18 protein-coding genes are annotated in these 20,683 nt (G+C 40.3%); 6 read left to right on the forward strand and 12 right to left on the reverse strand.

The genetic code is table 11. The features are described 5' to 3' along the window. Positions 1 to 19 precede the first annotated feature (19 nt). A complete protein-coding gene (locus AAEZ18_RS12430) occupies positions 20 to 1,747 on the reverse strand; it encodes a DUF885 domain-containing protein (protein ID WP_024605507.1) in 1,728 nt (575 codons plus the stop codon). Between the two features lie 216 nt (positions 1,748 to 1,963). On the opposite strand from AAEZ18_RS12430, the gene AAEZ18_RS12435 reads away from it, so the two are divergent. Continuing rightward, on the forward strand, positions 1,964 to 2,551 hold the full coding sequence (locus tag AAEZ18_RS12435) for a DUF4202 domain-containing protein (protein WP_089369092.1): 588 nt from the start codon (positions 1,964 to 1,966) through the stop codon (positions 2,549 to 2,551). Between the two features lie 89 nt (positions 2,552 to 2,640). Here the strand turns inward: AAEZ18_RS12435 and der are convergent, their stop codons facing one another. The 9 genes from der to ndk all read right to left on the reverse strand — a co-directional run bounded on the left by der (position 2,641) and on the right by ndk (position 13,119). Then, entirely contained in the window at positions 2,641 to 4,104 is a 1,464-nt protein-coding gene (gene der, locus AAEZ18_RS12440; RefSeq protein WP_011329772.1) for a ribosome biogenesis GTPase Der, read from the reverse strand. 93 nt (positions 4,105 to 4,197) lie between these two features. Continuing rightward, positions 4,198 to 5,376, reverse strand: coding sequence for an outer membrane protein assembly factor BamB (gene bamB / locus AAEZ18_RS12445; protein WP_011329773.1), 1,179 nt, complete (start codon positions 5,374 to 5,376; stop codon positions 4,198 to 4,200). Between the two features lie 10 nt (positions 5,377 to 5,386). Beyond that, positions 5,387 to 6,007, reverse strand: a complete 621-nt coding sequence (locus AAEZ18_RS12450) for a YfgM family protein (RefSeq protein WP_011329774.1) — start codon at positions 6,005 to 6,007, stop codon at positions 5,387 to 5,389. Positions 6,008 to 6,054: 47 nt separating this feature from the next. Continuing rightward, positions 6,055 to 7,335, reverse strand: coding sequence for a histidine--tRNA ligase (hisS, locus tag AAEZ18_RS12455; RefSeq protein ID WP_011329775.1), 1,281 nt, complete (start codon positions 7,333 to 7,335; stop codon positions 6,055 to 6,057). Positions 7,336 to 7,514: 179 nt separating this feature from the next. Continuing rightward, on the reverse strand, positions 7,515 to 8,633 hold the full coding sequence (gene ispG / locus AAEZ18_RS12460) for a flavodoxin-dependent (E)-4-hydroxy-3-methylbut-2-enyl-diphosphate synthase (protein ID WP_086998188.1): 1,119 nt from the start codon (positions 8,631 to 8,633) through the stop codon (positions 7,515 to 7,517). 5 nt (positions 8,634 to 8,638) lie between these two features. Continuing rightward, on the reverse strand, positions 8,639 to 9,502 hold the full coding sequence (locus AAEZ18_RS12465; RefSeq protein WP_350545661.1) for a RodZ domain-containing protein: 864 nt from the start codon (positions 9,500 to 9,502) through the stop codon (positions 8,639 to 8,641). Then, positions 9,499 to 11,241 (reverse strand): type IV pilus biogenesis/stability protein PilW, encoded by a 1,743-nt coding sequence (gene pilW, locus AAEZ18_RS12470; RefSeq protein WP_086998185.1) that lies wholly within the window; start codon positions 11,239 to 11,241, stop codon positions 9,499 to 9,501. The genes AAEZ18_RS12465 and pilW overlap by 4 nt, the downstream gene beginning before the upstream one ends. A 146-nt stretch (positions 11,242 to 11,387) precedes the next feature. Next, on the reverse strand, positions 11,388 to 12,518 hold the full coding sequence (rlmN, locus tag AAEZ18_RS12475) for a dual-specificity RNA methyltransferase RlmN (RefSeq protein ID WP_086998182.1): 1,131 nt from the start codon (positions 12,516 to 12,518) through the stop codon (positions 11,388 to 11,390). Positions 12,519 to 12,687: 169 nt separating this feature from the next. Next, complete coding sequence (ndk, locus tag AAEZ18_RS12480) at positions 12,688 to 13,119, reverse strand: nucleoside-diphosphate kinase (RefSeq protein WP_011329780.1); 432 nt, start codon at positions 13,117 to 13,119, stop codon at positions 12,688 to 12,690. A gap of 229 nt (positions 13,120 to 13,348) precedes the next feature. On the opposite strand from ndk, the gene trhP reads away from it, so the two are divergent. Then, positions 13,349 to 14,755 carry a prephenate-dependent tRNA uridine(34) hydroxylase TrhP gene (trhP, locus tag AAEZ18_RS12485; protein WP_011329783.1) on the forward strand — a complete coding sequence of 469 codons (1,407 nt, stop codon included), beginning with the start codon at positions 13,349 to 13,351 and terminating at the stop codon, positions 14,753 to 14,755. 79 nt (positions 14,756 to 14,834) lie between these two features. Here the strand turns inward: trhP and AAEZ18_RS12490 are convergent, their stop codons facing one another. Both AAEZ18_RS12490 and AAEZ18_RS12495 read right to left on the reverse strand, forming a co-directional pair. Next, complete coding sequence (locus AAEZ18_RS12490) at positions 14,835 to 15,719, reverse strand: LysR family transcriptional regulator (protein ID WP_011329784.1); 885 nt, start codon at positions 15,717 to 15,719, stop codon at positions 14,835 to 14,837. A 101-nt stretch (positions 15,720 to 15,820) separates the two neighbouring features. Then, the gene (locus AAEZ18_RS12495; RefSeq protein WP_350594919.1) at positions 15,821 to 16,201 is read right to left on the reverse strand and encodes an AAA family ATPase; all 381 of its coding nucleotides are present in this window, start codon (positions 16,199 to 16,201) and stop codon (positions 15,821 to 15,823) included. Here AAEZ18_RS12495 and AAEZ18_RS12500 point away from each other — a divergent pair. The 4 genes from AAEZ18_RS12500 (at position 16,184) to AAEZ18_RS12515 (ending at position 20,628) form a co-directional block, all read left to right on the forward strand. Further along, entirely contained in the window at positions 16,184 to 17,008 is an 825-nt protein-coding gene (locus AAEZ18_RS12500) for a PDDEXK nuclease domain-containing protein (RefSeq protein ID WP_502935383.1), read from the forward strand. The genes AAEZ18_RS12495 and AAEZ18_RS12500 overlap by 18 nt on opposite strands. 86 nt (positions 17,009 to 17,094) lie before the next feature. Next, positions 17,095 to 18,654: a restriction endonuclease subunit S gene (locus AAEZ18_RS12505; RefSeq protein WP_350594915.1), complete on the forward strand. Its 1,560-nt coding sequence runs from the start codon at positions 17,095 to 17,097 to the stop codon at positions 18,652 to 18,654. 51 nt (positions 18,655 to 18,705) lie between these two features. After that, on the forward strand, positions 18,706 to 18,864 hold the full coding sequence (locus AAEZ18_RS12510; protein WP_176359677.1) for a hypothetical protein: 159 nt from the start codon (positions 18,706 to 18,708) through the stop codon (positions 18,862 to 18,864). 24 nt (positions 18,865 to 18,888) lie between these two features. Next, a complete protein-coding gene (locus tag AAEZ18_RS12515; protein WP_350594913.1) occupies positions 18,889 to 20,628 on the forward strand; it encodes an SWIM zinc finger family protein in 1,740 nt (579 codons plus the stop codon). The last annotated feature ends 55 nt before the right edge of the window (positions 20,629 to 20,683 follow it).

Genomic DNA, 20,683 nt, shown 5'->3' on the forward strand with positions numbered 1-20,683 from the left:
AAGCCGTCTCTATTAAAATTTAAATAGCTGATTTTTGCTCTGTTATCCAATCGTTTATTACATCTTCTAGCACTTCCATAGGGAGTGACCCTTGGCCGATTACGGTGTCGTGAAAGCTGCGTATATCAAACTTAGCACCTAGCTCTTTTTCGGCTTTTGCACGTAGTTCGCGTATTTTTATTTCGCCCATTTTGTAAGAGAGCGCTTGGCCTGGCCATGAAATATAACGATCTATTTGATCCTCGACCGCGCTTTGTGGCAAAGCAGTGTGATCTGCCAAGTAGTCAATTGCCTTTTGGCGGCTCCAGCCAAATGCATGAATACCGGTATCAACAACGAGTCTCACGGCACGCCACATTTCGTAACCTAAACGACCAAAGTCGCTGTATGGGTCTTGATAAAAGCCGGCTTCTTTACCTAAACGTTCGGTGTAAAGTGCCCAGCCTTCACCAAATGCTGAATGGCTAAGTGTGCGTCTAAATTCGGGTACATCTAACTCCATTGCAATAGCGTTTTGTAAATGGTGCCCTGGTATTGCCTCGTGCAGGCTTAGCGCTTCTAAATTATACAAAGGTTGCAATTTAGGTGTTGAGGCTAAAAAGTAAGTGCCAGGGGAGCGGTTATCAGCAGGTGGCATATAAAACGCGCCGCGACTCGCTGAGCCTTTTATAGTAAAGGTATTACGTGGTAAATGATTAAAATAGGTTGGTAACTTGCCATACATTTTTTGCGTAATAAAGGCTGTTTTTTCAAGCAGGTCTTGCGCGTCTGTTGCGTAAAATTGCTCGTCGGTTGCTAAAAATTCTAAAAAATCGCTGTAAGAGCCATCAAAGCCTACTTTATCAATGATGTTTTGCATTTGTGTTTTTATACGTGCCACTTCTTTTAAGCCAAGCTCGTGTATTTGCTTTGGTGTGGCATTGGTTGTGGTGTAGTAATTAACTGTATATTTGTAATACTCAAGCCCGCCTTTAACGCTTGAAATACCCGGCTGCGCTCTACAGTTAGGCATGTAATCGTTTTCAAAAAAGTCGTAAAAGTGTTGATAAGCCGGAACTACTTTTGAGCTAATTAAGGCTTTTGCTTTGTTTTGGTATGTTGCCTTTTGCTCTGCTGTAAATGTATTTGGTATGCGTGTAAAGGGCTCGTATAAGGCGCTGTTTTCAGGTTGCTTAACAATATGAGCGTTAATACTCTGGCTGTAATTTTCAAATGTTTTGCAGTAGTGCGTGTAACCCTTTTCAATACCTTCTTTCATCAAGTTAATGTTTTCTTGATTAAAGCGAGGGTAGTCGGCAAGGCTTACTAAAAATGCGTTGTAATCATCAGGCGTTAAAAACGCCATATTAGCCGGTGCTTCGGCAAAGTAAGTATGCCAGCCACTTAAAAAGTTAACTTGAAAATACTTATCTTGAAAAAGGTAGCTTTGCTGCTCTGTTTCTCGCTCATATTTAAATAAACGATAGTTCATTAGCTGCTCGCTATTGAGCGTTTTAGGGTCAATACTAGCTAAGTTTTTTAACACACTGTTGTTGTAAGCTTGGCGCTTCGCAATGGCTTGCTCGGTCCAATGTGGCAATGTACCACTGGGTTTCCAGCCGTCTGGATCGGTACGAAAGAATATTTTTTCGGCTTTTGCATTTTGCCAATGGTTATCAATAATCGTTTTTAAATCAGTGTTACTGTCGGCTAGGCTTGGTAGTGGTGCAACAGCTAAACAAATAGCTAAAATACTTTTTTTAAACATAGTCATCCGTTATTGGCGAGTTAGTCGCGCTTTTTTATTTTAATTTGTGCTCAATATAGTACCAAGTTAACTTAATCAATGCGCTTACTTTTATAACTTGTGCCTCTAGGCTTTACTTTTTGATTGAACAAATTTCACTTCATAACTGATTGGGGCACTAGTTTATTGTTTTATCAGCGTTTAGAATGATAAAAACTAATTATAATAAAGGTCGTCATGTTTAATAAAGTAATAACGCTGATTGATGAAGCGAATAACCAAGACCCAAATACTGAGCAGCACAATGGAGAAAGTTTTCCAAAAGAGTATTTATACTCACAGCGTATGAGCGAAATGCTAACTCGCTTTAAACCTGATGCCGATGAGCTTATGCAAATTGCAGTGCGTGCACAGCATATTCAGCGTTGGAAGTCGCCACGTAGCGATTTTGAAATGAATAAACAGGGTTATCATCAATGGCGCAGTGCTCTTTATATTTTTCATGCGTCACTAGTCGTTGAATTAATGAAACAAGCTGGGTTTAGCGATACAGACCAAAACCGTGTTTATAACGCTGTTGCTAAAAAAGATATTAAGCGCAATCTAGACAGCCAATTAGTAGAAGATGTAGCAAGTTTGGTGTTTATTGAGCATTACATGCTTGGGTTTGCCAATGCAAAACCAGATTATAATGAAGAAAAATGGATGGGTATCATTCGCCGTACATGGCAAAAAATGTCTGATGAAGCGCATGAGTTTGTACTTACAGGTAAGATTACATTACCGGCGCCGCTTGTTGGGCTTATTCATAAAGCGGTTGCGTAATACTTTATTTTAAACAAAAAAATGGCGTACATTTAATGTACGCCATTTAATATTTTAGTACCTAGTACCTAGTACCTAGTACCTAGTACCTATTTGTTACGGTTTTCTTTACTAAACGCACGAATTTTACGTTTTTGCGATAGTGTTATTTTATTAACACGTCCGGCAAATGGGTTATCACCTTCTCTAAATTCGATTTTGATAGGTGTGCCCATAATTTTCAGTGCTTTACGGTAGTAGTTCATTAGGTAGCGTTTATAGCTATCAGGTAAATCATGAACTTGGTTACCATGAATAACGATACGTGGTGGGTTATAACCACCGGCATGCGCATATTTAAGCTTAACACGGCGACCACGAACAAGTGGCGGCTGATGATCTGCTTGTGCCATGTCCATAATACGACGTAACATTGCGGTGCTTATACGCTTAGTAGCTGATTCGTACGCTTCATCTACCGACTCAAATAAATGACCTACGCCAGTACCGTGTAATGCCGATATAAAGTGTAAACGGGCAAAGTCGATAAAGCCTAAGCGACGATCTAGTTCTGATTTAATACGATCTTTAACATAATCGTCTAAGCCATCCCATTTGTTCACCGCAATAACCAGTGAACGGCCAGAGTTAAGTGCAAAACCTAATAAGCTTAAATCTTGATCAGAAATACCCGCACGAGCATCAACGACTAATAACACTACGTTACAGTCTTCAATTGCTTGTAGGGTTTTAATCACTGAGAACTTTTCAACCACGTCGCTTACTTTTTTACGCTTACGCACACCAGCTGTGTCGATTAAAATATATTCTTTGTCGTTACGGGTCATCGGAATATAAATAGAATCGCGGGTTGTGCCTGGCATATCGTAAACAATTACACGTTCTTCACCGAGTATACGGTTGGTAAGTGTTGACTTGCCTACGTTAGGACGACCAATAATGGCTAGCTTTACAGGTTTGTCTGCAAATGCTTGATGAGAGTCATCTTCACTGTCTTCTTGGTATAAATCGATAAGCTCTTCATCATCGTTACTTACATCTTCATCAAGCGCCGCTAATTCAGCAATTAAAGGCTGTAGCGTTTGCTCAAGTAATAACGTAATACCGCGGCCATGTGATGCAGCAATATGATGAATTTCGCCCAGCGATAATTGATAGAACTCAGCGCAGTTTGAATCGGCGTCAATACCGTCGGTTTTGTTAGCAACCACAAAGCATTTTTTCTCTTGCTTGCGCAAGTGATTAGCAATGGCTTGGTCAGCTACTGTCATACCTACACGGGCATCAACTAAAAACAGTACTATATCGGCTTCTTCAATGGCGAGCAGAGACTGATCAGCCATTTCGATTTCAATGCCTTCTTCAGAACCATCAATACCACCCGTGTCTACCACGATAAATTCATAGCCATCGTAATTTGCTTGGCCATATTTTCTATCACGAGTTAAACCTGGAAAATCGGCTACGAGCGCGTCACGAGTACGTGTTAAACGGTTAAATAATGTGGATTTGCCCACATTGGGTCGCCCAACTAGAGCGATCACGGGAAGCATAAACTACCTCTTTAAAAAACAACAAAAGGCTTCGCGTTGCGAAGCCTTACAAAAAATAATTAACTATTAGTGGGTTATACTAATAATCATAAGTTAGTTTGGTATTTGTACCGCACTAACTTCCCCATCTCGGGTATATAAAATCAGTTTATCGTTGGCAACAACAGGCTCAACAAAAAAGCCTGAACTGTCAAAGTCTTCACGAGATACTAGCTCGCCAGTGACTTTATTTAGCCAATGTAGGTTACCTTCTTGATCACCTAACGCTAAATATTCACCTGCAACTGCAGGGCCTGTTAAATACCAACCACGTAGAGCGGGTTGGCTCCAACGTTCAATACCTGAATCTTTATCCAATGCGTAAATAACACCGTTGCTATCTACTACATAAATACTTTGTGCATCCATGGCAATATCGCGGTAACTGCTGTATTCACGTTTCCATACAATATTACCAGAACGAATATCAACTGCCGCTAGGTTACCATTATAAGCAATAGCATAAGCGTATGGGCCGCTAATAAGTGGTTGTGTGTCTACATCAACTAGACGCTCAAACTCTGAAGCACCTTTAGCAACTGCAATTTCGGCACTCCATGCAGAGTAACCACTGTCTGAAATTAATACGCTTAATTTGCCGGTTTCTAGGCCAACTAATACACCACCATTTGCAACAGTAGGCGCGCTTTGTCCACGTAAGGTTAGCGCAGGTACTTCTTGCTCAAAGCGCCAGCGTTCTTCACCCGTATCAGGATGAAGGGCTAATAACTTACCCGAAGCTAAATTTACAAATACCAAACCGTCACCGGCAGCTGGTTTTGAAAGTGCTTCACCGGGTACGTTTTTACGCCAAACTTCTTCACCAGTTTCACGATCTAGAGCAATAACATAGCCATGCTCCGAACCTAAATATATTTTACCATAAGCTTGTAATATTCCGCCCGATAATTTTGCACTATCGTTATCGGCCCATGGCCAAAACGATACATCTTGGCGCACATCGCTTTTCCATAGCGTATCGCCATTTTCTAGCTTAAGTGCTTTTACTTGGCCTTCGCGGTTAGCAACGTATACGGTATCTTTATATACAGCAGGTGATAAGCGTGAAAAATAATGCTCTACACCATTACCAATTGATTCTTGCCATACAATATTAGTTTCGAACTGGTTGGCTATTTCAGGCAGAACCAGTTCTTCTTCGTCATCACTTGACGAGCAACCCATTAAAGTTGCCATGCAAAGTGCAAGCGTTGCGATTGTTATTTTTTTCATAGCTAAAACCTTATGCCGCTGGGCTTGTTACTGCTAGGTCATCTAACTTAATTTGTAATAGTGGATTACTGGTTAGTCCACCGGCATCAACCGCTGCTTGATATGCTGCGCGAGCTTGTTTTTTGTCGCCTTGCTTAGTGTAAATATCACCCTTAAGCTCTGCAACATTGGCAGAAAATGCGTCAGGTAATGATGCATTTAACGACGTTAGCGCTTCATCATACTGCTGCTGGGCAATTTGAACGCGAGCTAGGCGTGTAATAGCAATGGCTTTTAATTCATCGTTTTTTACGTTAGACACTATCCAGCTTAGCTTTTCGCTTGCGGCGTCTAGGTCATTTGCTTCTACAGCATCTTTAGCCGCTACAAATGCAGCTAACGTTGCGTAGTTGGTATCTTTATTTTCGCTAATAAAAGTATCAGCTGACGATAATACACTTTCGCCTGAAACCAATGTTGTGTAAGCGTCTGATGCTTGCTCAGCTGTGGTAATTTGGTTTTGGTTATACGCTTTCCAGCCATATAAACCACCTAAACCTACAATTACACCTAGTGCAAGAGAAAGGCCGTTTTCACGGAAAAAGCGCTTTATGGCTTCGGCTTGTTGTTCTTCTGTTGAATAAATATCCATTTTTACCTCTGTGATAGCTTTGGCATTAATATGCTTTTATTAAAATATTAGCTATTAATAAGCTCTGCTAATAGCGCTTTAGCTTGTTCTAATTCTAATGTGACTTGTTCTTTACGCTCGCGTAAATACTTAATGGTCACAACGCCTTGTTCTAATTCATCTTCACCGATAATAACGGCAACGAGTGCATCGCTTTTATCAGCACGTTTTAATTGTTTTTTAAAGTTGCCGCCGCCAGCATGCACCATAACGCGTAAGTTTGGCACATCGCGTCGAAGCGTCGCTGCAATAATAGGTGCTTGAATACTGGCTTTGTCGCCCATTGATGCTAAATATACATCAGCATTACGACGAATATCACCTACACACTCAAGTGCTTGTAGCAGTAGCACTAAGCGCTCAAGGCCCATTGCAAAACCTACTGCAGGGGTCGCTTTTCCACCAAGTTGCTCAACTAAGCCATCGTAACGGCCACCGGCACACACAGTACCTTGCGCGCCTAAGCTGTCGGTGATCCATTCAAACACAGTGCGGTTGTAATAATCTAAACCACGTACCAGTTTTTCGTTAATCGTGTATTTGACGCCGGCTGCGTCTAAACGTTCACATAAATTTGCAAAATGTTCTTTTGATTCAGTGTCTAAATGCTCAGATAGCTTAGGTGCATTAATTAAAATTGCTTGCACGTCAGGGTTTTTGCTATCAAGTACACGTAGCGGGTTTGAATACATGCGACGTTTTGAATCTTCGTCTAGTACATCAAGGTGTTGCTCAAGATAGGCAACCAGTGCATCACGGTAATTGGCACGTGCTTCGTTTGAACCTAACGAGTTAAGCTCTAAACGTACATGTTCGCTAATCCCAAACGATTCCCATAATTGCGCTGTAAGTAAAATAACTTCTGCATCTATGTCGGCACTCGCAATACCAAAGGTTTCTAAACCAAATTGGTGAAACTGGCGATAGCGGCCTTTTTGCGGACGTTCATGGCGAAACATTGGGCCCATATACCAAAGGCGTTGCTCTTGGTTATACAGTAAGCCATTTTCGTTTCCTGCGCGTACACACACAGCGGTGCCTTCTGGGCGAAGCGTAAGTAAGTCGCCATTACGATCGGCAAAGGTGTACATTTCTTTTTCTACTATATCGGTTACTTCACCAATAGAGCGTTTAAATAGGTCGGTTGATTCTACAATTGGAAAACGAATTTCTTGATAACCGAACGACGCAACGGTTTCGCGTAAAATATTTTCTACTTTTTGCCAAACTTGAGTATCGCCTGGTAGGCAATCGTTCATACCGCGAACTGCTTGAATTTGTTTTGCCACTGCTAAATCCTAAAAACTGTTGTTGTACAATGCTTGACTGCGACAACATAAAACTAAAAAAATTGACCCGATATTATAACCCTAATTTACACGTAAATGCGAGCTTAGAGGCGCGCTATTGCTAAGTTACCCAGCGATAGCACAATTTAAATAAAGGCCAAACTAACTAATTAAAGGTGTTACTCAACGATTTTAATATCGATAGGTGTTTGGTTTTGTTTTTTTGCAATAAAATCGCGCACGTAGCCTTCAAGTTGTTCAACAATATTATTGTTATCTATGCGGGCTTTTTGGCGTTCGCCATTAATATATAATCCTGAGCGACGACTAGCGCCGGCTAAACCAATATCACTTACCAATGCTTCGCCAGGGCCGTTTACTACACAGCCAATCACTGAGACCGAAACCGGTTCAATAATATCCTCTAAGCGCTCTTCTAATTGGTTCATGGTGCTAACTACATCAAACTCTTGGCGAGAGCAGCTAGGGCAAGCAATAAAGTTAATACCGCGAGAACGAATACGCAGTGATTTTAAAATATCAAAACCAACTTTAATTTCTTGCACCGGATCGGCTGCCAACGAAACACGTAGCGTATCGCCAATTCCTTCGGCAAGTAACATGCCTAAACCGACTGCAGATTTAACTGAGCCTGAGCGCATGCCACCGGCTTCGGTGATACCTAAATGCAGAGGTTGGTCTATTTCTTTTGCTAGCAAGCGATAAGCACCTACAGCTAAAAACACGTCAGACGCTTTTACTGATATTTTAAATTGATCAAAGTCTAAACGGCGCAATATGTTTACATGGCGCATTGCCGACTCTAATAATGCCTCGGGCGAAGGCTCGCCGTATTTTTCTTGTAAATCGCGCTCTAATGAGCCGCCATTTACACCAATACGAATAGGAATGTTGTGCTCGCGAGCCGCATCTACCACAGCCCTAATTCGCTCTTCGCTGCCAATATTACCTGGGTTAATACGCAGACAATCTACGCCATATTTTGCTACTTTTAAGGCAATACGGTAATCAAAGTGAATATCGGCTACTAACGGTATAGTTACTTGCTCTTTAATACTTTTAAACGCTTCAGCGGCGTCCATAGTTGGCACAGATACGCGCACTATATCGGCGCCGGCATCTTGTATTGCCTGAATTTGCGCTACGGTTGCATCTACATCCATAGTGTCGGTGTTAGTCATTGACTGCACGGCAATGGGCGCGCCATCACCTATAGGTACATTACCAACATTAATACGGGTTGATTTTCTGCGTTTTATTGGGGATTCTGAAAACATAGCGGCTACTCTGCTAGTGGTAATTTAAATTTAGCTAAACGATTTTTTGGAAAAGCTGATAGGTCAACAGCTTCACCGTTTAGAGTAATATTAACTGCATCATGCTTACCCAGCACAACCGAAAAAGGAGCTATGCCTGTTAAGGTCATTTCATAGCCTGCTTTTTTTACTCCAAACGCAATTTTTTCACCTTCGGCATCATAAATTTCTACCCAGCTCTCATCATTAAAAAGCATAACGATAGTACTACTATTGTTTGCTTCGTTAGGGGCTGTAGTAGTGGTGTTAATTGTACTATTACCGCTAGGTAGCGCACTTAATTGCTCACTTTGCGGTAATGCTACATTATTTATTTCCTGAACTTGCTGCTGTGATGCGCCAATATTACTTTGCGCAGCCTGTTCTTGTTGCTCACTCATTATCGAGTTTTCAACATTAATATTACTTGTTTGTTCTTCAATTGGCATAGAATTTTGCCACCACCATAAGGCAGAGGAGCCAATTACAATGGCTAAAATAATATAGCTGGCAATCATTAAACGACTGTCGTTAGCTTCTTTTTCAGTACGACGCGAAAAACTCTGCATATCAACGGGTTTTTCAGGCGTTGTAGGTGCAGGTAGCATAGCCAAAATAGGTGTATGATCAATTTTTAGCTCTCGGCAATAATTTTTTATATACCCTTTTACAAAGGTTGTAGGGCCAAGTAACTGATATTCATCATTTTCCATGCGTTGTACTTGTAACACAGTCAGTTTTAAATGTGTTGCCATAGTAGCAAGGCTAATGTCAGCGTTTTCTCTGTGTGTTTTTAATATTTGCCCAAGAGAAGGTTGTTCGCTTTGGGGCTGAGTAATTTCTTCATTCATAATAGGTATGAGTCTGGATCCACTAGTAAAAGATTGTGCCCTGGTGTTAGTGCTATATCAGGACTTAATTTATTCCATCGCATTAATTCATCAATTAATACCTGCCGCTGGGTAGCTATTTCAAAAAGGGTATCACCAGCTTTAATTTCATAATAAATGTTAGGATCGTTAAGGTAAATTTTACTGCCATTCATTACCCGATCTGACTCTTTTAATCCATTCCATAATAGGAGCTTTTGTAGTTTAACATTGTATCGTACCGAAATGCTAAATAGGTTTTCACCAAACTCTATAATATGAAACGGGACTGTAAGCGGCGCAACCTTAGGGTTGAGCATAGGTAGCTTATTGTCGTTACTTGTTGGCGCATTTCTCAGCTCTATGGTGTCAAGTTCGTTGCTGTTATTGCTAGCAAATACATCTGCATTTTTAGTGGGCTTATAAAAAACCACCTGACCATTATTACTAGGTTGAGCACTCGCTTGGCTGAAAGTAGTGTTAGTTGTATTTGCTTTATTAGCGCTGTTAATAGCAGGTTGAGGAGCACCAAAAGAAATTATTTTAACGTTATTATTAGCTGCAGCCTGTGCTGCAGGCAAGTTGCTTGTTGGTGTCTCAGGCTGCGCGCTTAAAGGGCTAACAATAGCTTGTTTACTGCTTTGGTTTGTTGAGTTTGTTATTGGTTTTGCGTTAAGCACAGCGTTCGCCTGGCTTGGTGGTGCGACAGTTTTGCTTGATGGCAGAACTGGTTTAACTTCTGCTATTACTGCAGCTGGGTCTGTTACTGTTGCAACGGGCGTTTTATTAGCACTAATTAAGCTTGTTGAGTCATTTTGTGATGGACGCTTTTTACGAATTATTTTTATTTTAGGCTGTGAACTTAATTGCGCTTCGCTACCATCTTGTTTTAATTCATTGAGCTGCGCTTGACGATATTTTTCGCGCAAAACTTCAAATTCGGTTTGTTTTATTTGGCTATCTCTAATCGCAAAAGCCTGCTCACTACTTGGGTAAGTTTGTAGGATAGTTGCAGCAATTTTCTCTGCTTCTTCAATTTTACCCATGCGCTGTTTAATTAAATAACTAAGTAATAAAGCACGCGGAGATATTTGCGCGGTATCGTCGTAACGCTTTAACAGTGCACTTGCTTTGTATAAATCGCTTTTAGCGTAATATAAAGCCGCTAAACTAATCAGCGTTGAAGCGCGCTGAGAACTGTGATTTATTGCTTGCTGAAAATAAGTTTCGGCGTTATCAAAGTCGTCAAATTCTATAGCGCACAACGCTAAGTTTTCGTAGCTTTGGGCAACACGGATATAGCTGGGTATTGCGATTGCTTTTAAAAACTGATCAGTAGCACGGTCGTATTCATCTATACCACATAAAAATACCCCATAGTTATTTAAGGTATTAGGATCGTCAGGTTTAATAGCAAGTGCTTTTTGATAGGCTAAATCGGCAAGTTTATTTTCACCAACTTGTTGATAGTAATACGCTAAAGAGTAGTGGACTTCGGGTAGGTTTGGCGCATATTCGCTGGCACGTTCAAGGTTATATTTTGCTTGAGAGTTATTACCCGTATTTAAATATTGTAAAGCAAGGGCAATGCGAGTTCGAGCTGCGCCTGCGCTATTAATTTTATTTTCGACAACGGGTTTATCACTGCCGTTATAACTATTTTCTGTAACGCAACCGCCTAAGGCGAGCGTAGATATAGTTAAAACTAGTAAAGGTCGCATTACCTTGTCTCTTTATTTTTTGTCCATAGCGCCTATCTTACCTAAAAGCATCTATGTTGCATCAATTATTTAAAAATAAACGACTTAAAAGCAATCAGTCTTGATATGAAGTATTAATTAAGACTGATTGCTATTTAGAGATGAGGTTATGCTTGGTGAATATTAACGGTAATCGCGTTATCGTCACGCATTTTCTTTTTAGCCAAGCGTTTTGTTCTATCAACAACATCGCCAGCTAATTGACCACACGCTGCATCAATATCATCACCGCGAGGGCGACGTACAATACAAGTAATGCCGGCTGCTTGTAAAACCTTAGAAAAACGGTCAATACGACTATTACTCGAACGCGTATATTCGTTACCCGGAAATGGGTTAAACGGAATAAGGTTTACCTTACAAGGAGTGCCTTTAAGCGTTTGTACCAATGCGTGCGCTTGGTCGGTGCTGTCGTTAATACCATTGAGCATAACGTATTCAACGGTTACGTCTTTATTTGCTTTAGAGCCATCGATATAACGACGACACGCCGCTAAAAACTCTTCAATAGGGTATTTTTTATTAACGGGCACTAAAATATCGCGCAGTGCGTTATCAGGAGCATGCAATGAAATAGCCAGTGCTACGTCAATTTTTTCTTTTAGTAAATCCAGAGCCGGTACCACGCCTGAAGTACTTAATGTAACGCGGCGCTTAGATAAACCAAAACCCCAATCGTCCAACATCAGTTCCATCGCGGGGACTACGTTTTTAACGTTAAGGAGTGGCTCACCCATGCCCATCATTACCACGTTTGTTACCGGGCGTTTTTCGCTGTGACCATCAAGGCCAATATCTTTAGCTACACGCCAAACCTGGCCAATAATTTCAGATACTTTTAAGTTACGGTTAAAGCCTTGTTGCGCTGTAGAGCAAAAAGTACATTCAAGCGCACAACCAACTTGCGATGATACACATAACGTAGCGCGTTCTTTTTCAGGGATCCAAACAGCTTCTACTTCTTGGCCGCCTTCAAGCACTAATGCGTATTTGATCGTGCCATCTTTAGCTTGTTGACGCACTGATATTTCTGGGGCAACAATTTCGCATTCAGCTTTAAGTTTTTCTTTAAGCTTTTTGTTTACGTTGCTCATATCGTCGAAGTTGTCTACGCCAAAATGATAAATCCATTTCATCACCTGGTCACTACGAAACGGCTTTTCACCGAACGATGCAAATAGCTCGCGCATCCCTTCTCGGTTTAAATCTAATAAGTTAATCTTTTTTTGCTCGGTCATGAAACAACCTCAATCGGTGACGGTGGAGATAAAAATTTACGAGGACGAATTGTACACAATTCACTCAGCTTAATCATTAAGTAAAACATTATAAGTTTACTGATTAATACCTTACATAATGACTAAAAAAGGGCCCGAAAGCCCTTTTCAATATGTTAACGAGTTCGAATTAACGAGTACGTGAACAAAGCTCTTCGTCAGCGAAGAAGTACGCGATTTCGCGAGCAGCAGATTCAACAGCGTCAGAGCCGTGAACAGCGTTTTCGTCGATGCTGTCAGCGTAGTCTGCACGTAAAGTGCCTGCTAGTGCGTCTGCAGGGTTAGTAGCACCCATGATTTCACGATTTTTAAGAACAGCGTTTTCGCCTTCAAGAACGGTAACCATTACTGGACCAGATGTCATGAAAGATACTAAAGCACCGAAGAAAGGACGTTCGCTGTGTTCAGCGTAGAAGCCTTCAGCTTTCTCTTGTGAAAGGTGAACCATTTTAGCTGCAACGATTTTAAGGCCAGCAGTTTCGAAACGGTTGTAGATAGCGCCGATGTGGTTTTTAGCAACTGCATCAGGTTTTACGATTGAGAAAGTACGTTCTAAAGCCATCTTAATGCTCCAATAATTTTAAGTGAAAGTGTGAATATTAACGGGCGCGAATTATACGCGTTTTAACGTAAAAATACTAATTATTATTAATAACCAATTTGATTGTTATTTTGTGATCTCGATCAAATACAAATAATTTGCTGCATTTATACTGCCGCGCTCTACACTTATTGTATTTGTTAATTATTCATGCAACTGGCTTGTAACCAGTTTTATGTATGGAGCGCTCATGCCATCAACTACTGTTAACTCTTCAAAAAATACACCGCCGTTTGCGTTTACCCCTGAACTATTATCGCCCGCGGGCAGCTTAAAAAACATGCGCTATGCCTTTGCTTATGGTGCCGATGCAGTATATGCAGGGCAGCCACGCTATAGCTTAAGAGTACGTAATAATGAGTTTGATCTTGAAACATTAAAAATAGGCATAGATGAAGCGCATGCACTGAATAAAAAGTTTTATGTGGTATCTAATATTGCGCCGCATAACGCTAAAGTTAACTCGTATTTACGCGACATTGAGCCGGTTATTGCTATGCAGCCCGATGCGCTGATCATGTCTGATCCGGGGTTAATTATGCTAGTGCGAGAAAAATGGCCGACTATGCCTATTCATCTATCGGTACAAGCGAATGCGGTAAATTACGCGAGTGTACAATTTTGGGCAAAACAGGGGATCGAGCGAGTTATTTTATCGCGCGAACTGTCGCTAGAAGAAATTGCCGAAATACGCAGGCTTTGCCCAAATACCGAGCTGGAAATATTTGTCCATGGTGCCTTGTGCATGGCGTATTCTGGACGCTGTTTATTGTCGGGTTACATAAACAAACGCGATCCAAATCAAGGTACATGCACTAATGCTTGTCGTTGGGATTACGATGTAAAACCGGGCGTTGAAAACGAAACGGGCGAAATGGTACATAAGTTCGATCCTAAAAGCATAATACCTACGCTTGGTGAAGGCGCGCCTAGCAGCGAAATAGTCATGTTAGAGGAGCAAGGTCGCCCCGGTGAATATATGCCTGCTTATGAAGATGAGCATGGTACTTATATTATGAACTCAAAAGATTTACGAGCAGTACAATATGTAGAGCAACTTACCCAAATGGGTATACATAGCTTAAAAATAGAAGGGCGCACCAAGTCTTTTTATTATGTAGCACGCACCGCGCAGGTTTATCGCAAAGCAATCGATGACGCAGTAGCTGGTCGCCCGTTTGATACCAACTTATTTAAAACCTTAGAAAATTTAGCCCACAGAGGCTACACCGAAGGCTTTTTAAAGCGCCATGCGCACCAAGACTATCAAAATTATGAATACGGCCATTCGGTATCAACTAAACAACAGTTTGTTGGCGAAGTGCTGGGTAGAGATGCTAACGGCTTAGTTGATATTGATGTAAAAAATAAGTTTTGTGTTGGCCATTCATTAGAGTTAATGACCCCACAAGGTAATATTAGCTTTGTACTTGAGCAGATGGAAAATAAAAAGGGTGAAAGTATTAGCGATGCTAAAGGTTCCGGCCATATTGTTAAAATAGCGCTGCCTCAAGCACTAGATTTAGCGTACGCTATTTTAATGCGTAATCTTGATGAGCATCAAGATACTCGCAATCCGTTTAAGCAAGCCGTTTAGTAATTACAGCAATACTTTAAGCGACTTTTATAGCGTTATGGTACTGAGGCTGAGTTATTAAAAAATACCTTGCAGCGCTTTAGCTAAAGTGTTGCAAGGTATAGTCTATTAGTAACCTCACACGATGAGGGATTTGTTTTCTGTCGCGATAAAGCATAGAAAAAGGCTGCCCTTCACTTTGCCAATCAGGAAGAATACGCTCAAGCGTTCCTGACTCTATTAATGGCAATGCAATATAATCAGGTATATAACTAATGCCAACACCCGATTCTACGGCATGTTTCATCATTTGAATTTCATCAACTTCAAGCCTAATGTGTTTTTTTGGCTCAACGTTATACACTTCATTAGTCAGTTTATTTTTTAATTGCCACGGGGCTAATCCAAAGCAAATAACTTTGGGTTGTTCTTCTAATTGCTCAGGGTGGGTAATTAAATGAGTGGTTTGGTTAGGGCGGCCACATATTATATTATGGGTGAGTTTCAACTCTCTAATAACCCAATTATCAATAGCAGGGTTTCTTACTCTAAAAGCAATATCAATGCCTTTTTTTTCGATATCAATTAAGTCATTTGAAAAACGTAAATCTAACTGTATTTCTGGATACAGCAGTAAAAAATCACAAAAAATAGCGCTTAAAAAATGCTTGCCCATGTAAATTGGCGCAGAAATTCTAATTTTACCTTTTGGTTGCTGCTTCTCATCAGATAACGCTTGCTCTATGGCGTCAACTTCCTCAAACAGTTTGCAGTAGCGAGCGTAATATAGCTCCCCTGTATGAGTTAATGTAACGCGATGAGCGTCTCGATTAAGTAAGGTTAACTGTAGAGTTTGCTCCAATAAACGTATTCTGCGGCTTAAGGTTGATAATGATAGATTTAGACTTTCGGATGCTTTTTTAAAGCTACCTAATTTCACTATAGTGCAAAAATAACGTAAATCATCAAGAGAGTAATTAGGCATTATTAAAACCGCTTATCATTTCAAAACTTAATTATTGTTGAAGTTATGTTTAATCATAACAGCGGCGCTGTTAAATATCATTAGATGTTAAAAGTAGTGATTTAAATTTGGCCGCCAGTCTCAGCGCCTATCGCGTTAAAAATATTGCCAAAACGTGCTTGTATCTGATGCAAACCTAATTCAGCATCAATATACAAAACTTTTTTAGCTTCGCACGGCTCATTACCAAAACTAGTAGTGCCAGCAGCAACACACGCAGCGATATACTGAGATATATAGGTTTTTCCAGAGCCAGCTCCGGCAGCAAGTAGCGTAGCCTCTCCGGCAGTTAATATCGCGGGTACAATGATGCATGGTTGAGGAATGTCAGCTTGAACAATATTAAGCACACTTTCAGCCTTTCTTAATTTGCGTAATGGATTAGGTGTGTTTATTGATTCACTGTTTTGTGAAAATTGTTGGATATGTTTTTGGTCATTCATATTTATAAACTGCGCAGTTTTTATTTAGCCTTTTCAAAATGGCAGACAGTGTCTGCCAAATTGAGTTGGTCGCATTATTCAACGCTTATCCGCATTGAAAATGAAAATGCTCGCTTATGGTATATGCAAGAGGCCAGTCAACAAAACTGGAGTGTACGCGCCTTAGAACGTCAAATAGGTACGCTATATTACGAACGCTTATTGTCTAGCAAAGAAAAACAACCCGTTGAGCATGAAGCCCAACAAAACACACAAGTATTGGCAGAATCCGCAAAAGACTACCTTCGCGATCCCTACATTTTAGATTTTTTAAACCTGCAAGACAAAAGCTATCAAGAAAACGACCAAGAGCAAGGCATTATAAATAACCTACAACAGTTTTTATTAGAGCTAGGTAAAGGCTTTGCTTTTGTAGAGCGCCAAAAACGCATCCGTTTTGATGACGAAGACTTTTATATCGACCTCGTTTTTTACAATTTTAAACTCAAGTGTTTTTTATTGCTCGACTTAAAAATTGGCAAACTCAAACACCAAGATATAGGCCAAATGGATACCTACATTCGCTTGTACGATGACCTACACACCAGCAGCGACGATAACCCTACTATTGGCTTGGTCTTATGCAGTGAAAAAAGCGAAGCCGTTGTTAAATACTCCGTACTGAGCGACCAAAAACAACTCTTTGCCGCAAAATATTTAGCCCACTTACCCAGCGAAGAAGAGCTGCGCATAGAACTACAAAAAGAACGCGAACGCGTACAAGCACAGTTGCTTAACCAGCAAGCCAGAGGCCAAGATGATGAATAAACAAATAGTGGGTGTTGTTGATAGCCGAATGAAGCAAAGCGATGAGCTTGATAAAGCCATTCGTAAGAATTTGGAGGCGTTGGGTTATGGGGAGTAAAGTTAAACTAGGGAGCTTACTTTCTCTATTGACGGATTATCATGCGAACGGTGCGTATAAAAAGCTTAAAGAAAATGTAGAGTTGTTCGATGAACCCGATTATGCCGTAATGATAAGGACTACAAATTTCGAACAGAATAACTTTGACTCTAATCTAAAATATATTTCTGAACATGCTTATAACTTTCTAGAAAAATCAAAAGTTAAGGCGGGCGATATTATAATGAATAAAATAGCTAACGCAGGTAGTAGCTATTTAATGCCTGAGCTTAATTGTCCTGTTTCACTTGCAATGAATTTATTTTTACTAAGAATTGACGACGATAAAGCTAATTCTACTTTTGTATATTTGTATTTAAAACTCAATGAAGATTATGTGAAAAGTTTTGCAAATGGCTCAGTAACTAAAACCATTACAAAAGAAGCTGTAAGAAATCTAGAGATAGAGCTACCCGAAAGGACAATGCAAGATTATATTGTTAAAGTGTATATGGATTATGTTAGTAAATTGACCCTGAACCAAAAAACCAACCAAACCTTAGAGCAAATGGCGCAGGCGTTGTTCAAAAGCTGGTTTGTTGATTTTGATCCGGTGTTCGACAATCTACTTGCCAGCGTTGATTTTAAGTTAGACAACCTTGAAAGCCGCTTGCCTGATGAGTTAAAACAAAAAGCACAGCGCCGCTTAGTGGCACTGAACAGTTTAGAAAATGCGACACAATGCAAAGCGTCACTCATTGCGCTCGCTCACGAATTACAAGCGCAAACACAAGCAGCAGAGCAAGTATCAGAAAAAGCCGCTGAAACACCCGTTAAAGCAAACTTAAACGCCAACCCTAAAATATTAACCCAACACGCCAACACCCACGCCCACTTCCCTAATGAGTTTGAACACAACGAACAACTAGGCTGGATACCTAAGGGCTGGGAAGAAGGTACTTTTAAAGACATTGCTGATGGGCTAAGTGGATATGCTTTTAAAGGAAAAGATTTTTCAGAGACAGGTTTTGCTGTTCTTAAGATTAAAAATATTACTACAGATCGCTCTGTAGCTATTAATGATGTTAATAGGGTTTCACCCGAAGTAATCGATAAACTTCAGCGGTTTTTGCTTAATGATGGCGATATTATAATGGCTATGACTGGAGCAACTGTTGGTAAATTTGGAGTTCTAGTTAGCGAGGACAATGAAGCTTATTATTTAAACCAACGTGTCTGTAAACTTACACCAAAGATGGAAAAAGGAAATCCTTTTTTATTTAGTGCGTTAAATCAGCCTGGAGTAGAGGAAGGTATCTTAAGTGCCGCTCAAGGAAGTGCACAGCCAAATATTAGTGCAAATGGAATATTAGCTACAAAGCTTTTAGTACCAAGCAAAAAAACTATAGAGATATTCAATCGTTTACTAGAAGATATATATGAGCGAAAAATTACTCTAAGAAAAGAGTGTTACAAATTAACAAAACTCCGCGACACTCTGTTACCCAAACTCATCTCTGGCGAGCTACAAATACCTGATGTAGTCACTGATGAAGAAATAGTCGATTAATAACCTTAGCTAAGCGTTGAAAGGCCAAAATAAAAAGAATAAGGATGTTTGATGAAATTGACTGAAGCCAAATTAGAACAAGCGGTGGTTGAGTTATTAGCCGAGCAAGGCTACCCGCATTTATTGGGCGGTGAGCTTAGTCGTAATAATAGCGATGTATTAATTAAAGAAGGCTTACGCGCTTTTTTAACCACATGCTTTGCCAATTAACACAATGAGTGAATAAGAATGAGTATGTTTGATTTAAATGAAATAGAGCAACGCGTGGCCAGTAAAACTTACGATTTGGGTTATGGTTTGTACGCATCAAATAATGTCAGTAAGTTACTTATTGTGGGTGATCAAGCAATGGCGAGCGTGGCGGGGCAGTATAAATACAAAGTCACCTTAGAAAATAGTGAAAGCGGACAATGTATGGCAAGCTGTACGTGCCCCGCAGCCGATTATCAAGAGGTATGTAAACATGCCATTGCCGTGGCGCTCAAAGTTAATAGTTTATCTGCTACTGAATTAGCCAATGCAAACGCCGATGCTACAACACAAGGCAACGAACGCGGGGCATTAATGGCGTGGTTTTTAGATAAACCGGCTAATGAACTTACCGATATAATCATGGGTTTTTTAGATGAGTCAGAGCATGAATACGATAAATGGGTATTTATGATGTCAAACGACAAGCAAGCCATGAGTACAGGTGAGCTAAGCAAACTTATCACTAAAGCTTTGCCTAAAAAATCAGTATGGGGCTGGAATGAAGTACGTAGCTATTTTGCTGATGCTGACTCACTGTTTGAAATGATATTTCCTGCGATAGAAAAACGGCCCGTTGATCAGCAATGGCAGTTAAATTTTAAAGCCGTGGTGCGTTTAAACACCGTACTTGAAGACATTGATGACTCCGGCGGCTTTCGCTTTGATTTAGAAGAGCAGCTTAACCAAAACCTGACCGAGCTTTTTAATCAACTGCCTTGGTCTGATGAGCAAAAAGCGCAGTGGATTTTTGAACACTTTGAAGACTACAAATACGATGTATTCCCGAGAGTACCGCATGACTTTGATATAACACCCAGTGTAAATACCTTGTTTTTAGCACTGTGTACAACTGCAATAGAAAAGCGACTGCACGCGGGCGTTGACTTTGATGATTGGAGGCAAAAAAGCGCGCTTACACGCCTTACGTCGATATTAATAAAACAAGCGCAAGGGCAGGATGATTGGCAAGCGCAACTGCGTTTAATTAAACTAACAGCCCATGATTCAGCTGATTATTTAAAAATAGCTGCACTTTGCAAAGCGCGTAATGACTTATTAGATGCCGAGTACTATTTAAAGCAAGCGTATCAACGGGCAAGTAAGCCACATGAAGTGCTTGCATGTAAACGCGATGAAATAGAACTTCGCCTTGAATTGTCAGAATTTAAAGCCGCATGGGCAATCGCGTGGCAGTTATTTGTAGATAACCCGATTTTTAATGGCTTTAAAGATTTACACGTATTGCAACAAAAAACCGGCATAATTGATGCGCAGTTTGTGCAAAAGGTAGAGCAGCTATTGCTTTCTTTGTCAGAACAAGGGGCTAAATCAAACCAAGGGGCTTATCGCTTTACTAATTATCCGAGTGAATTACTGGATTTTTATATTGATCAAAATGACATTGAAAAAGCACGTTCATGGGCTGCAAAACATGAGGTTAAGTCGAGTCAATTGATAACGTTGGCTGGTTTAATTATGGCGCAATACCCACAAGAGTCGATTGACTTGTATCACAAATCACTTAATAACATAATTGGACAAACTAATAATGACGCTTATCGTGAAGCAACTAATTTATTAATTAAAATAGAAAAAAGCTTAAAAGACAAAAATGCCGACTGCACGCTATTATATGAAATGATTACTACATTGGCTAAGAAGTTTAAGCAAAAACGAAATATGATGAAGTTGTTGCGAGAATACTTCCCGCATTGTAGCTAAAAATAAACGTTTAAAAAATAATAACTAACATGAATAAACCAGCGGACGGTGCTAA

The sequence above is a fragment of the Pseudoalteromonas sp. 19-MNA-CIBAN-0066 genome, from assembly GCF_040308705.1.
In the GTDB taxonomy this organism is placed as follows: Bacteria; Pseudomonadota; Gammaproteobacteria; order Enterobacterales; family Alteromonadaceae; genus Pseudoalteromonas; species Pseudoalteromonas nigrifaciens.